This is a genomic window from Candidatus Thermoplasmatota archaeon (genome assembly GCA_029907305.1).
Classification (GTDB): domain Archaea; phylum Thermoplasmatota; class E2; order DHVEG-1; family DHVEG-1; genus JARYMC01.
Window position 1 is genome coordinate 1 of sequence record JARYMC010000007.1, and the last position, 15,089, is coordinate 15,089.

Sequence of the window (15,089 nt, forward strand, 5' to 3'; positions counted from 1 at the left end):
TGATGGTAAAAGATTGTATGTTTACACATACCCAAAGGGTTCCGAGGGTGGTGTTTTTAGTAAAACCTATATAAAAATCGATGATAACAGTATACTTCGTCTGAGAACTCTTATGATCGAACCTGGTGAGCTTTGGGAGAAAAAGGATTAGTTTTTCTTCTTTGGTTTCTTTGGTGCTCCTAGCTCAGCTAATTTCTCTGGTAGATACGTGTCAGTAACATAATCTAAACCGTATTTAGCAAGTGCCTGTTGTTCTGATTTTTTACCAAGGCTTAATTGAAGTTTTATTTCATGTTTCCAGAATTGGTCTTCAAACCTTGGATCTGTTAATTCACTTTTCAAAGCATTAACATCCTCTGCGGTTAATGTATCTGTTGGAAGTTTGTAGTTTACAATATCTGATGGTGTTACACCAAGGTATTGAGCAGATGGTGTTGCTAAATACTCTGAAATATGGGCTGTTTTTATTGCGCCATAAGCAAGGCTTGCAAATATTCTGAAACTCCAAGGGTCACAATCAGTAAAAGCAAAAACAGGAAGTTTTTTCTCCTCGCTTAATCTTTTAATAAACCGTCTTGTGGATCTAGCTGGTTGCCCTTTTAAATGTACAAGTATGGCTCTATGTGTTGTATCAAAACCGTTTTCAACAAGACGGTCAAACATACCACCGGTTTCTATTGCTAGAATGAAATCTGCATCAACCTGTTTAAATGTTAGTTTATCTTTTTCCACATTGTATGGTATACTATAACCTGCATCACCCACATCATCCTGGCAGTGTATTTTCTTTTTTGTGTTATTTCTTGTAACCTCTTCAACAACCAAATTACCAATAACACGTGCTCCATCTTCTTCAGGTCTTAGTTTGAAATCTTCCCTCATACAACCTGTTATTACCTCTAGATCTTCTGCAAGCAAGTCTGATTCTTGTTGACTGCTGAATTTTGCAAGGTTCCAGCCTTCTGAGATATAATATGTTTCTCTTAATGTTGATGATTTTTTTTGTTTAATCATGTCTTTTATAAAATCAATCAAGTACATTGTACGTAGAAGCATGTAAGCCCCATCAAGAGAGTTTGCAGATCTTTCTGTTTTGTTTTTACCATACTTCCAAACATTTAGATTGTCGTCAAAACGGATGTTTGATTTAGTACGTGTTGATAACTGCAAAGTCGGAATCTCAGCTTTTTCAAGGTCTGAATAAACCTTAGCAGCTATTTCATCAATTTTTGAAATAACATCTGAGTAATCACGTGACATATTTTTATTCACCTTCCCATTTATCAGCCCCAATCACATAAGCAGGGTTTATGTTTTCCACATATAAATCATTTTCATCAAAATCTCCCTTATTTAAACCAGCCAACTCAAAATAAATATCAAGCTTGTTATTGGGAGAAATTGTATCAAGATTCCATTTAATGTAAGAATCAGTGATTTTTACTGGTTTAGGTTTAACTGTTCCAACAACAGCTTCTTTTGGAATAACAGCATATAAATTAAACTTCTGTGGTTTGTTTTTGTAGTTAACAACCATGATAGTACTTTTTGTTATCCATCCGCCTTCGCGTTCAGTAGATGGATCAGAATCAATTTTTGTTTGAATCTGTTTCCCACGTACTTTTTCATATTCAACAAGATCCTCAATCCAAACAACATCCATGATACGTGTAATAACCTTATCAAGAGAAGGAACTGGTTTATTTAACATACGAGCAGATTTCTTTGCAATCTCTGGTAAAATTTTTGTAATTAAATCAAATTTTTCACGTGTTTTCGCCCTACGAACTTTTTTGTTTATATGCATTTGAACTTTACGTGCGCATTCTCTAAAAGCTAGTTTAATTTCGTTTTCTATTTCTTCAACATCAGCAATTGCTTCTTTACTTTCAGAAGTGTATGGTATCTGTGTTGATGCAACATGGGTTAAAAATATTGCAGGACCTATTGGTATTCCTGTACCAGATGGTTGCTCTAGCCCGTATCTTCTCCAGTCAATAGATTCTATGGCAGCTGTTATTGCACAATCACCTTGCTGATAAAGTAATGGTATACGGTTTGCAAAACGAAGGATTTTAACTGGTTTATCCTTGGGCAGGTTTCCACCATAGACAATACCAACTTCAACCTGGAAAGGGTTACCAGAGTAAACAGATGGTGGTCTTGTTGCAGTAAAAATAAACTCTGGCGAGATCTCCTGTGTTTCTCTTTTTAAACTACGTCTGATAAGTGTTTCACCTATTGGCGAGAGGCAATCAGTGGAAGGTGCCATGATTTTTACTTTTTTAAAAGCAGCATGCAATGCAGCAAACTGCTCTCTAGTCATCTCAGCTGGGTTTAAGTTCCTATCAAGTTTTGCCTCCTCACAAACAGCATTGGTTGTTCTGTCACCCATGCTGCTGAACTCAGTTTTTAAAAAGGATGCAAGTTTCCTGCTTTTGGTTGCCTTAGCCATTTTAATTAAAGTACCAAGCTCAACTCCATAAGGATGTGGTTTGATTTCTATTGTTTTTTTTGGGAGAATGTCTGCTGTTCTTTCAAATACATGAATACTTCCATCTGCTTCTTTGTATGTAATTTTTGCGTGTGGGTTAACAATGGAAGTACTTTGTAGATAATCATAAACAAATCTTTTACCACGTTTATAATCAGCAATTAAATTAACCTCAATTCTTGTACCTGAAGGTTTATCCCAGTGTACCACATCCTGGTTTATAACCTCACCACGGTTTTTGTTTGTATCCATAGCAAGCTCAACAACTACTGCTGGGCGGTCTGCTTCAATTTTTGATATGATTTTTGCATGTTTACCTGTTGTTAACTGACCATACAACACTACTGCAGAAATACCGATACCTTGCTGCCCCCTACTTTGTCTTACTGCATGGAAACGTGAACCATATAGGAGTCTTGCAAAAACATGCGGTATCTGCTGTTTTATAATACCAGGACCATTATCCTCAACAATAACAGTACATTCTTCTTCACTAGGATTTTTTACCTCAACAAATACGTCTGGTAAAATCTCTGCTTCTTCACATGCATCTAAACTATTATGGCAAGCAATAGGACCAATGCCACCCATAAAATTTTCTTCACCAGGAACAGAAAAATCATAAACCCATTCTCCATCATAACTGATTTCTTCTATTTTATTGATTTCTAAAAGACCTATTTCACCGCTAACAAATTTTTTCCCAATATCGGTTAAAGAAATGCGGTAATTACCCTGTAATTCTAATGCATGAGAAATTGTTATTTGTGTTTGCCTTCCATTGTTAATATTATAAAGTAATTTGCTATCACTAACACAATCAACAATATTGTTTAAAGGAAGTTTACGAGTTTCAGAAATTATTTGATTAATATAAACGTAAATAATATAACTTTCAGAAAAAATTTTTTTTATGCGATTAATTATTTTAGATTCTGATTTTCTTGTTTCAATTGTACAATCCAATCCAATAGATGACAAAAGATAAAACATGTCAGATAAAAGAGATTTACTAGTGGCGGAAAGAATTATTCTTTCCATTTTCAATTCTTTAAATGTCTTTCTTTTTCGCAAATGTAAAAATATTTCTTTACTAGGATATCCATCTCCAGCTGAATAGGCAAGTAGGTATCTTTCTTTATAAATCAAAGGGAAATTAAAAACATATTTCGGTATCCTTTTTTTACTTGCCTTATCTCCAACTAGGAATATATTTTTTAGAATAAATGCAAGAATGGTTGAGTTAGCAGTCACGTTAATAGAAGTTTTATGCGCTTTGATAACTGAAGCATTTAAACCCCAGACTTTTTTAAACAGATTCTTTGCATATTTTACTAATTCTAGTTCATGAGTTCCAAAAGATAGATTTATTTTATGTTCACCAGAGATACTACCTTCAGCAGTGTATAAACCAAAAAACTCTGCAAGTTCTTCTGTTATTGGGATTTTTATTGGTATTTTACTTTTTCCAAACATAAAATCTAGTTTACACCCTTCAAGTTTTTTGTGATCCACTTTTATTTCTCTTAAAATATTCAAAGGTATCCTGTTGCATTTTTTAAAATCGTTAATTCTATACTTTTTTCCCTCCGGTAGGATTTTTAAAATCTTTTTTTCTAGTTGTTGGAAAATATTATCAGTGCCATAAATGCCGATTTTCCTTGTTTCTTTAGGTTTTAACTTCATTAATTCTTTTAATAAATCTATTTCTTTAATTATTGGGGTATGCCAGCTACTATTTGGAACAACCAATTGGTCTCCAACTTTTAATTCAGATGTTTTTAGGGATTTAACTAGTCCGTCCCTGAATCCAAAAACGCTATGGTAATCGGTTAATTCTACATTTCTGTTTCCAGTTAAAGTTACCCTGTAGATTTTACTATTTACCTTATGTTTAAAAATAGTTGAGACATCCTTAAACTCTAATTTAAAATTCTCTCTGTTAAAACAAAGTGTTTTTATTCCTGAAACTTTTAATTTATGTAATGAACCATTTTTTAATACATCGGGTTTTGTTTCTTTCATTTTTTTCTCGATGAAATCCCCTATTTTTTCAACATATACTATACCATCTTCTTCAAAAACAATTGGCATATCTTTCGTTAAACTGTTATCAACTCCCTCCTTTACACTTGTTACTAATGCCCTTGTTGGGTTACCAAAACCTAGAATATGCTTGTTTCTCTCAAAAAACTCTGCAACAGAGATTTCTTTTTGTTTTTTTGCTAAATCATATGCAATTGCGTTGTTATTAGTCAAAATCATCCCTCCGATTTTATGGGAGAATTATGCATCCAGTTACCCGTAATAGGGATGGTAATTATAAAATTATTCATTTAAAACCAGTTTTTATCCTTAAAACAATGATTAAAATCAAAAAATAATTATTACAATCAACACCTGTGTTTTATCAAGAACTTGCAGTTATAATCCCACTCAGGCAACTATTTTATTTCTATCTGTTGACGTGTTAAAATTTATCTGTTTTCAGCTAGATCTTACTGACTGAGTAGAAATTTTTATAAGTGAATAAACTATGTGTTATTAACAAGAGAAGATGGAGTAAATGAAATATTATGGATGAGATGATGAAGATTAATGATACCCAATATTGTATAAGCAGGTTAAGAACTGGTATTAGTGGGTTGGATGAACTGATTGATGGTGGTTTCCCTAAAGGTAGTACCATTGTTGTTACAGGAACGCCTGGTACTAGTAAAAGCATTTTTGGGATGAACTTTATTGCTGAGGGTTGTAAAAATGGTGAGAAATGTTTGTTTATAACTGTTGAACAGTTGGCTGATGATGTAGTTAAATAAGCAATGCATTTCGGCTGGAATTTTGACCAATGGGAAAAGGAAGGTAAACTTAAAGTTGTTTCACTTAGCCCTAAGAAACTTTTTGAGATGAATGCTTTGAGTGATGTAAGACAACAGGTTGAGGAAAATCATTATGACCGTGTTGTGATTGATAGCATTACATCAATTGTTTTTGCACCTTTTTCGATACATAGTATTGTTGATGGTGCAGACAGGGGTTTACAACCACATGCTCTTACTGAGATGAGTAGAGCCGAGGTTATATCTCTTATTGATCTGTTGCAATATAATGGTATTACAACTGTTGTTACGTCTCAGAAGGTTGAGGGTATGCCTGGTGATACGTATGATACTGTTAGTGAATTTAAGGGAGATGGGTTGATTGTTTTGAATTCTGCTGCAGTTGGTAAAACATTAAATAGAACTTTGCAGGTTAAAAAATTAAGGAAAACGAAGATAGATGGTGTTCCGCATACATTTGAGTTTACTGATAGAGGCATTTCGTTGAATCCCTAAGAGCTACTAAAACATGCCAGTGAAAGATAAGCTTGTTACATGGTATATTCAAAATATAATTATCCCTCGTAGAGAAATTATTGACAAACCGGGGTTCGTCGTGACAATGTTTACAGAACAAAAGTACACAACCTACCTTAGGGAGTTTTTTTTACCAGAACCCCTCTTTGAAATAATTGAAAGTAAAATTATCGAGTACTATGGTGAGCAAGGAAAACAAGCATTATATTCTGCGGGGAAAAAATTTGGTTATTTATATGCATCTATGTCGAATTTTCCAACGATTAAAGATGCTACAAAAAAAGAATTTGCCGAATTTATCTATTTTTTTGTAAGGTATATCGAGAGTACATATTCGGAACAAGCAGATCACAATTTAGATATTGATCAAAAATTATCAACGATGTCAGTTCGGGAATATATTGTTTGTAGACATAATGGTCTAGGTTATATAATGACAGATGGAGCTTGTGCTGGAATTTGTGCTTATGAGTTTCAAGATAAAACCATCGAGGGAATACAATTACAATGTCAAGGACGAGGTGATGAAGAATGTTATATACTGTGCGCTCCGAAAGAAAAAATTCAGGAAAAAACAAATAAAATACTTATTGAAACAAACTTATTCGAACAAGAACTCAACAATGAATATAAAGCATTAAATGAAATTAGAGAAACAAAGTACTCTCAAAATTCCTTAAAACACTTAATTGATCTTGGTTTTTTTGAATTTAAACAAGGAATACTCTCCTATAAAAATATGAGATTTTTTCCTTGCGAATCCAACATTATCTATCTAATTGAAGAAGAAATCGGAAAGCTGAAGGATGGAGAACAGCATCTTTTTGATGCTTGTTTTGAATATGGTAAAATATTACAAGAGAAATATGGAGATAATGATTTTCAAAAATTTTTAATTGATTTTTTCCCTGCTTTAGGTTTTGGAGATGTTTTTGTGTTAGATCTTCAGAAACCAAGTATCGCAGCAGTCTATTATCCATGGACAATATTTTCTAATCAATCAAAATTCATTATTTTTAGAGGTGTCATGTCTGGCATTGTCTCTGGTGCATTAGGTAAAAAAATTTTATTTAAAAATTATGATATTGATATAAAAAGTTATCTTACTCTTATTATAAGTTAATGTATATTAAGATCTTAAACTCGAAAAAATATATTCTTTTGTTATCTTTGAAATATCTTTGATAATTCTTTTTATCAGATCTTTACTGGGAATTTGATTCATAGTATATTCATAGAGAAATGTTGAAAATGTTTTGCTTTTCGATGCAAGTTTTATTGAATATTCAAGTAGTTTAGGATTGTAAAAAAAATCTCTCGAGGTACAGCTGGTTCGTAATGTGTCACCATATTCTTTCTTCCACATCTCATTAAAAGATTTTGGATCTTTTTTCAGAATAGCTTTTGCAGCTAATTCTGCAGACCATAAGGCATATGAAATTCCTTCCCCTGTTATTGGATCAACATGTCCAGCGGCATCACCGATTAGCATCCAATTATCATCTGCACAGGGAAGGTCATAAAAATGAGGATTTTTTATAATAGGAATTTTTGCTCCCCATTTTGATTTTATATTTATATCTGGATAGTAAGATGTAATAAAATCGTTGAAAATCTTTTTAATTTTCTTAGTATCTCCTTCCGCCATGCCAATACCAATACTCAAATGATCATGCCGTGGAAAACACCAAGCATATCCTTTGATGTCCTCAAAATATTTTATTCGAGTCACTTCTTTTTTATTACTTGTAGCAAAGCAGCCATAACAGATGCCAAGGTCTTGTTTGGGTATGGGGCCAAGAATTTTTTTCCGTACTATGCTATTAACACCATCTGCACCAACAAGAAATTTTGCTTGATACGTTTGCATTTTTGTTCTAATATTCCAGAGATTTTCTTTGAATTGGACATCGATAACCTGTTCTTGGATGAGTGTGCACCCTTGTTCTATTGCCTTATCAAGGAGAAATTTATCTAAAATTAATCGGGAAAGGATCCAGCCACTTTTTTTCCCTGTTGTTATAACACTCGTTCCGCTAGGAGAAATAAATTCGATATTATAATCAAGATCTTTTTCTTCTGGGCTTTCATGGAGGAGTTTAAATTTTTCTATCGCAAGAATGCTAATACCACCGCCACAGGGTTTTTCCCGTGGGTGTGAATGATCAAAAATGATTGGTTTTAATCCTTCTTTTGCAAGGAGAAATCCTAAGTATGCCCCTGCGGGTCCACCACCGACGATAACAATCTCTTCTACGATAGTTTCATCTCCAGATATTCTTTCATCGTCTTTGGGATATCTCTAATGATTCTTTTCATTAAATCTTTGCTAGGTATCTGATTAGTCATAAATTCATACAGCAGTGTCGAAAGGGTTTTACTTTTATTTGCAAGTCTTATTGTATATTCAAGAAGAAAAGGATTGTAAAATATCTCTCTCATTTTACAGCTTTCTGCAAGCATATTACCATATGCATTTCGCCATAGACGATCGAAAGATTTTGGATCGTTTTCTATGATTGCTTTCGCTGCTAGCTCCGCTGACCATAGCGCATATGTTATCCCTTCACCTGTTGCTGAGTCAACATGTCCTGCAGCATCTCCAATTAGAATCCAATTTTCTCCTGAGCAAGGTAATTTGAAAAAGTCATCGTTTTTAATATTTGGAATGGTTGCTCCCCATGTTGATAGGATCTTTATTTTTGGATAGTATGTGGTTTGAAATTCTTTGAAAATTTTTTTAATATCTTTTGTTTTTAACGATGAAGTTCCTACACCTATGCTTAAATGATCGTGTCGTGGAAAACACCAAGCATATCCCTGTTTATTTTTTAAGAATTTTACAGATGTGGGTTCTTTTTTATCACTTGTCGCAAAACAACCGTAGCAAAGACCAAGATGTTCTTTTGGGATTGGGCCAAGAATTTTTTTACGAACAATGCTGTTTACACCATCAGCACCGATAATAATCTTCGCTTGATATTCAGCTTCTCTTGTTTTTATATGCCAAACATTCTCTTTGATTTTTACATTTATGACTCGCTCTGGAATAAGTCTACATCCGTATTCAATTGCTTTATCAAGAATGTATTTATCTAAAATTAATCTTGATAACGACCATGAACCTTTCTTACCAGAGGTCATAACACTTATTCCAGTTGGTGATATGAGTCCAAAATCGAAATCTAGGTTTTTCGGTTCAGGAACATCATTTAAAAAAGGAAATTTTTCTAATGCTAAAACACTAATTCCTCCGCCACAGGGTTTCTCTCTGGGGTGTGAATGATCAAAGATGATAGGGTGTAATCCGTTTTTTGCTAAGAGCCAGCCAAGATATGACCCCGCAGGGCCACCGCCAACAATGATGATATCTTCTATCTTTTTTTTCATTGCAACCATATTTTATCTAAATAATAGTATATATATTTTATTTACTTTTAATAAAGGACTTTGATTTTTTGGACAAACCAAACGGTTTAAATCCAGGACATACTGTCCTATTTTAAAGTCCTCTACTATTTTATGATGTGACTTAAAGTATCTTGATTGGCATTATCGTCATAAAGAATTTTCCTACAAAAAGTACTATTGGCCAAAGTAAATATTCTCCATCAACAGCTATACTTGCAAGAGACTGAAAATTTGCTTTTGGATCTTTAACCTTTTGAATATAATAAAAACAGTAAATCGTAAAGATTCCTAAAAATAGCCAGTATGAAGGAACAATGCTCAAACTGACAGAAACTATTATGAGAGCAAATGAAAGGAAATTAATTATATGTAAAAATGTTAGAAATCTTTGTTTTCCAAAATAGAGAGGGAGGGTTAGCAGATGTAACTTTCGATCAGAATCCATATCTTTGATATCGCAAAAACTTGTGTCAAGCATTAATCGTAAGAAGAGAAAAGCAAAAAGAATAAAGACTAGCCAACCGAGTGGATACGAACAATATACCACGGTAAAAACAATTAAAAGACTAATGGAAAATGACGTATAAATATTTTTAAAACCTACTATTTTTTTTGTCATATTTTTAACTTTGCTTGTATAAAATAGACTCGAGAGTAACAGGAGTCCACCAAAAAATAGGCTTATAGTATTTCCGAAAAATATGAGTAAGGAAAAAAATGCAATCCCGTAAATTATTAGAATGAAAGGAATAAATCGATAATATTTTATTAGGTGGTTCGTTCGCGTAGAATTATTGGAAGAATCAATTTTTATTCCTTTATAATGATCATAGCTATAAATACAATATGTACCAAGATATGATACGAGTAAAAATTCCCATCGGATTCCTATATTCAATAAAAGCATTGCTGAGAGAGCTATAGCTGATGATGCGAGAGAAACGAGGTGTCCGCCATGTACAAATTCATCTATAACAAACCTCTTAGCAGCCAGTAGTTTTGAAGCTGTATCCGTTTTGTTGAATACAACTGTATCATTACTTTTTTGGTATTTTACAACATTCATATCCTTACATCCTCAATTATGTAAGAAACTTGATCCTGCCCGTTGATCATTACAAATGATACATTAAATACATTTTTGGCATCTAGATATGCAAGTGAATATGCAGAGGCTTTTAGAAACATATCTTGTTTTGGTAACATTGATGTGTTCATTTTTTTTCTTGCCTCAATACCATTAATTTATTATAATATCATAAAACCATACATCGAGAAAATCCTACAAAATTCTAAAAACAGTGTTTTTTGTTTACGTTTGTAGGAAAAACAATGTAAGTTCTGTGTTTTATAAGATTTTTTAATAATTCTGGTATTTTTCTTCTTTTAAGTACTTGGAAATTATTTGTTGATGGAGGACATGTCACTCCTGATGAATGATATATGTTAACATAGAAACATTATAAGGAGGAGCAACAATTAACTTCGCAGTACCTTCTTTTAGGATAATAGTTTTTTTGAGATGAAATAAGACAAATTTTTCTCTTCCACATAAAACCTCTAGTGATTAATAGCACGCCCGCATCGGGATTCGAACCCGAGTCTGAAGCTCCGCAGGCTTCTAGGATATCCAAACTACCCCATGCGGGCTTATTTAATAACATCAACCATTGCTACCTTTTCTAGAATAAGATCCCCATATTTAGCTTTCGTGACAGTCCCCAACTCTTTTTCTGTGACACCAAATTTCCTAAGCTTTTCCATACTACCCTCTAAAACCCTATCATCTCTTTCTAAAGAAAGTATTTTTAAAAGTTTGTTAATCAAAGTATCAAAAGATTTTTTGTTGTTAATAAAAACAAAAGCAACATTCTCCCCATTTTTTTTAACCCCCATCTTAGGGATAGCAAGTTTCAACTGTCTCTCACCAGATGCATACAACAAGATTTCTTTATCCAAAGAATTAGTTGTATTAGTTTTCCTCTCAAAAGCTCTAATAGCATGCTGCGCAGCAGAAACCAGGTGTTTTTCACCATAAATAACATCAGCATCAAAAACCTGAACAACAACATTATTTTTTTTAGCGAAAACCTGAACTTGTTTCAAAAAAGCATCAACATCTTTTATGTTCCCTTTTGCACCAACAATCTTTATCATCTAGTTTTTCTCCTACTTTTACGAAACTCAGATAACTCTTTTTCTCCACCCTTAACACTTTCCCCTATTTGATTTTTGATGCTCTCTGCTACCCTCTCGCCTATGCTTTTTATCATAGCTAGTCTTTTAACTGGGACGCCACGAAGATCATTAACTGTCTTGAAACCCTCTCTGTACAGAGCACGTGCCCTAACCCTACCTATGCCCTTTAATGATATCAAGTTAAGTAGTTCTTTTTTGCATCCGTTATGAACCCTTAGAATTAGATCATTAATTTCTGATACACAATCAAAGTTGTACATCCTAGCAAACTCCCTGGTCGCATGCAAGAGCCACTCAGTTGTTTCTATAAGACTGTATATATCACCTGGGCCAACATTGTATTTAGAAACAATCTTTTCCTCGGGCACCTCGTTGATCCAATCCTCTATTAACGAAGCTGTTTTCAGACCACTCAGGAACCATTCGTATTCCTCACTAGACTCTTTAGGTGGTTCGATCAAAAAATCACCACGGTATCTCTCCAGTTTATCCTCAACCCACCCATCGTTGCTACTAAGATACAACGAGCGTACATCAGGTGTGGAACAAACTGTATGTATAAACGATAAAGATGATGATTTTTTATCACATGAGCTCACAAGAGCTTTTTTAATTAAAACAGCTGACAACGGATCTATATACAAAGACGAGGTTTTGTTACCAAACAACGTTGACATAAACCTATCATTATTTATTCGCTCAATGAAACCATTTGATAATAAAAAATCAATCACCTCATCTATATCATCCCTCAGGGTATAAACATCGGATTGATACGCATAAAAAGTGCTGTCTATAAACTTGTAAATACCCTCGAGGCTGTCAACAAAATTTGTTGCAATAGCTGACAACAAATGAGTCCTCAAAGCCATCTGGTTACCAAGCTTCGAAAAAATAGGCTCTGTATCAGCAAGGATATAATCATTAAAAATACGTTCTTTTTGCTCCTCATTCTTAGCGATAGTAATAGCCTCACCCTGTTTATCATACCTTGGTCTACCAGCTCTACCAGCCTGCTGCTTATATTCCAAAATAGGTATAGAATGCATACCAAAGTTTTGGTCATAACGCCACAAGTCCCTGATTATAACCCGCTGAGCAGGGATATTAACACCAGCAGCCAAAGTAGGCGTAGCAACAATACATTTAATCAAACGATTCTTAAAACCCTGCTCAACAACCCTACGATGAACACTAGATAAACCAGCGTTATGAAAAGCAACACCATTCTCAACACATGACGACAGATTAGCATCAAAAGATGTAAACTCAAGTGCATCACGTTTTATAGAACTAACCAACTTTTTGAGACCCTTTTTTTCTTCATCTGACAAAATTTTTCCTATTACATCCCCAAGTTTATGGGCCACAGAAACAGTTGACTTACGTGTGTTAACAAAAACCAAAACCTGCCCGCCATTTGTGATAGAATCCAAAACCAACGTATCAAGAGCTCTATCCCCAAGTTTACCAATCTTTACCACCGTACCATCATCATATTTAATTTCATCCTTATAAAACACACCCTCCCTGAGCGGTACAGGCCTCCAATCAGACTGAATAAGCCTACCACCAAGCCAATCAGCAAGCTCCCTAGCATTCCTGATAGTAGCAGAAAGCGCGATAATCTGAGTACTAGGATTCAAAGCCTTAAAACGAGAGATAATAACCTCAAGAGTCGGACCACGACTAGGATCATGAATCAAATGAATCTCATCAACAACAAGAACACGAACCTTATCAACCCATTTTATACCATGCCGTAAAATAGAATCAGCCTTCTCAGATGTACAAACAATAATATCATAACGAGAAAGCCTTGTATCAGACTCATCAAGGTCACCAGTGGAAATAGCTACTTTCAAACCAAGTTTTTCAAAAACCTTAAGATCCTCGTACTTCTCACGAGCCAAAGCCTTCAAGGGGACTACATATATTGCTTTACCACCGATAGAAATTAATCTGTGTACAATCGCAAGGTATGCAACAAGGCTTTTACCACTAGCAGTTGGTATAGACAGCACCAGGTTTTCTCCTTTCAGAGCATATGGTAGAGCCTCAGCTTGTGGTGGGTAGAGCTCAGATATCTCCTGCTCTTCTAGAATTTCTATGATCTGTTTTTCAATTGGAAGCTCGCTCAATTTCATTGTTTGATTCGTATCATGAAAGAGGTTATAAAACATAAACTTTGGCTGAAGAAGATGTTATATAATCTAGACAGAAATTTAACAAGATTCGAGTAAAAAGTCTATAGCATTCATGCCATTGATGAATCACCCGAACTTGTAATGAAATGACTAAAAGTATTTTCTTTTCATCCCGGGTAAAACCGAGTCATCTATAACGTCGAAGGAGTGGCATGTTTTTATAATAACAATTTTTGAGACGTTTTTGGTGATACTAACATTATATTGTATATTAGGACATTTTAGTTGAAAATTTGTTATTATAGTTACAAAAAATATTTGAATTAGCTTAAAGATTTTTTATTTAGAGGAGGAATAAATTTGATATGTCATGCGGTATCAAAAAGTTCTCAAAAACAGCATGAGGAGGTGAAAGAAAGATGAAAAAGATAAAATTTATTGCACTTGGTATACTTCTTGTTATTTTACTAGCAGCAATACCAACAAACGCAAATAATAGCATAAAATCTGTTAAAGAGGCAGCGGAAATTGCAGAGAAAGAACTACTTCTTAAAGAAGGGATTACAGGGATAAGTTATACTGACAGCGAACCTTACAAAATAATCATCTATATAGAAAGTGAAGAATACAGGAGTATAGTACCTAGTGAAATTATGAGTTTTAAAACCGATGTAAGAGTGAGTGGTAGAATAGTAGCATGTAGTTTATTAGCTGAACCTCAAAGCGTCGTTATACCTCAATTGCTGAGAAAGAGCCGGCATACACATTGGGATCCTACGGTTGGAGGAATATCAGTAGGCACCTATTATCTAACAGACAGTTATGGTACTTTAGCTGTTGTCACCAGCGGGTATATTTTGAGTTGTACACATGTTATAGCACAGAATACGGAGGGAAAACACCTTTGGTCAGGCGTATCCGTGATACAACCAGGATTAGGTGATGGAGGAGGGCCTACAATCGGCTATCTTTATAAATACATTAAAATTAGATATGGATATTTAAGTTATATATTCTCAAATAAGGCAGATGCAGCCATAGCAACCCTCTCCCATAGTGCACTATCTAATCAGGTGCTTGGGCCGGATGATGAACATTGTTATAGTGTTTCTATGACTGCAGTGGTTCCAAATGTTGGTCAAACGGTAAGAAAATCAGGGGCAACAACTGCGGTAACTCAAAACATAGTGACAGACAATCATGCAACAGTCAAAATCCGCTATACTTTATCTAAATGGGCTATTTTCAAAGATCAGATAATCGTACAACAACCATTTGTGGAGGGTGGAGATAGTGGAAGTTTCGTAGATTTGAACGGAAAATTTGTCGGGCTGGTATTTGCTGGAAGTAAGTATTATGTCGGTATTGTTTGTAAAGCCTCGTATATCAAGTCGGCACTTGGGATATAATCTAGATAAAAACAAAATGGGGAAGTAATTTTACTTCTCCGTAAATTATTTATATTGGCTAATATCATAATTA

The 15,089-nt window shown here is 34.3% G+C and carries 10 protein-coding genes, 1 tRNA gene and 1 pseudogene; 3 read left to right on the forward strand and 9 right to left on the reverse strand.

What is annotated here, in order from left to right:
• Positions 1-147: 147 nt before the first annotated feature.
• Together QHH19_01025 and QHH19_01030 are read right to left on the reverse strand one after the other, a co-directional pair.
• On the reverse strand, positions 148-1,260 hold the full coding sequence (locus QHH19_01025) for a DNA topoisomerase IV subunit A (GenBank protein MDH7516921.1): 1,113 nt from the start codon (positions 1,258-1,260) through the stop codon (positions 148-150).
• Between the two features lie 4 nt (positions 1,261-1,264).
• On the reverse strand, positions 1,265-4,759 hold the full coding sequence (locus QHH19_01030) for a DNA topoisomerase VI subunit B (GenBank protein MDH7516922.1): 3,495 nt from the start codon (positions 4,757-4,759) through the stop codon (positions 1,265-1,267).
• A gap of 323 nt (positions 4,760-5,082) precedes the next feature.
• On the opposite strand from QHH19_01030, the pseudogene QHH19_01035 reads away from it, so the two are divergent.
• A pseudogene (locus QHH19_01035) lies at positions 5,083-5,829 on the forward strand (ATPase domain-containing protein).
• A 13-nt stretch (positions 5,830-5,842) separates the two neighbouring features.
• Complete coding sequence (locus tag QHH19_01040; GenBank protein ID MDH7516923.1) at positions 5,843-6,973, forward strand: hypothetical protein; 1,131 nt, start codon at positions 5,843-5,845, stop codon at positions 6,971-6,973.
• Between the two features lie 6 nt (positions 6,974-6,979).
• Here the strand turns inward: QHH19_01040 and QHH19_01045 are convergent, their stop codons facing one another.
• From QHH19_01045 to QHH19_01075, 7 genes are all read right to left on the reverse strand, one after another.
• Positions 6,980-8,092, reverse strand: coding sequence for an NAD(P)/FAD-dependent oxidoreductase (locus tag QHH19_01045; protein ID MDH7516924.1), 1,113 nt, complete (start codon positions 8,090-8,092; stop codon positions 6,980-6,982).
• Positions 8,093-8,103: 11 nt separating this feature from the next.
• Positions 8,104-9,240, reverse strand: coding sequence for an NAD(P)/FAD-dependent oxidoreductase (locus QHH19_01050; protein MDH7516925.1), 1,137 nt, complete (start codon positions 9,238-9,240; stop codon positions 8,104-8,106).
• Positions 9,241-9,382: 142 nt separating this feature from the next.
• Complete coding sequence (locus tag QHH19_01055) at positions 9,383-10,327, reverse strand: UbiA family prenyltransferase (protein MDH7516926.1); 945 nt, start codon at positions 10,325-10,327, stop codon at positions 9,383-9,385.
• Complete coding sequence (locus tag QHH19_01060) at positions 10,324-10,479, reverse strand: hypothetical protein (GenBank protein ID MDH7516927.1); 156 nt, start codon at positions 10,477-10,479, stop codon at positions 10,324-10,326. The genes QHH19_01055 and QHH19_01060 overlap by 4 nt, the downstream gene beginning before the upstream one ends.
• A gap of 358 nt (positions 10,480-10,837) precedes the next feature.
• Positions 10,838-10,911 (reverse strand) — tRNA-Arg (locus QHH19_01065).
• Positions 10,912-11,418: a KEOPS complex subunit Cgi121 gene (cgi121, locus tag QHH19_01070; protein ID MDH7516928.1), complete on the reverse strand. Its 507-nt coding sequence runs from the start codon at positions 11,416-11,418 to the stop codon at positions 10,912-10,914.
• The gene (locus QHH19_01075; protein ID MDH7516929.1) at positions 11,415-13,607 is read right to left on the reverse strand and encodes a DEAD/DEAH box helicase; all 2,193 of its coding nucleotides are present in this window, start codon (positions 13,605-13,607) and stop codon (positions 11,415-11,417) included. The genes cgi121 and QHH19_01075 overlap by 4 nt, the downstream gene beginning before the upstream one ends.
• 419 nt (positions 13,608-14,026) lie before the next feature.
• Between QHH19_01075 and QHH19_01080 the strand changes: the two genes are divergently transcribed.
• A complete protein-coding gene (locus QHH19_01080) occupies positions 14,027-15,016 on the forward strand; it encodes a hypothetical protein (GenBank protein ID MDH7516930.1) in 990 nt (329 codons plus the stop codon).
• Positions 15,017-15,089: the final 73 nt, after the last annotated feature.

Bases quoted from the DNA above. Each gene is read 5' to 3' on its own strand.
- QHH19_01025 (MDH7516921.1), bottom strand. From the start codon at position 1,260: ATGTCACGTGATTACTCAGATGTTATTTCAAAAATTGATGAAATAGCT.
- QHH19_01030 (MDH7516922.1), bottom strand. From the start codon at position 4,759: ATGATTTTGACTAATAACAACGCAATTGCATATGATTTAGCAAAAAAA.
- QHH19_01040 (MDH7516923.1), top strand. From the start codon at position 5,843: ATGCCAGTGAAAGATAAGCTTGTTACATGGTATATTCAAAATATAATT.
- QHH19_01050 (MDH7516925.1), bottom strand. From the start codon at position 9,240: ATGAAAAAAAAGATAGAAGATATCATCATTGTTGGCGGTGGCCCTGCG.
- QHH19_01055 (MDH7516926.1), bottom strand. From the start codon at position 10,327: ATGAATGTTGTAAAATACCAAAAAAGTAATGATACAGTTGTATTCAAC.
- QHH19_01060 (MDH7516927.1), bottom strand. From the start codon at position 10,479: ATGAACACATCAATGTTACCAAAACAAGATATGTTTCTAAAAGCCTCT.
- cgi121 (MDH7516928.1), bottom strand. From the start codon at position 11,418: ATGATAAAGATTGTTGGTGCAAAAGGGAACATAAAAGATGTTGATGCT.
- QHH19_01075 (MDH7516929.1), bottom strand. From the start codon at position 13,607: ATGAAATTGAGCGAGCTTCCAATTGAAAAACAGATCATAGAAATTCTA.
- QHH19_01080 (MDH7516930.1), top strand. From the start codon at position 14,027: ATGAAAAAGATAAAATTTATTGCACTTGGTATACTTCTTGTTATTTTA.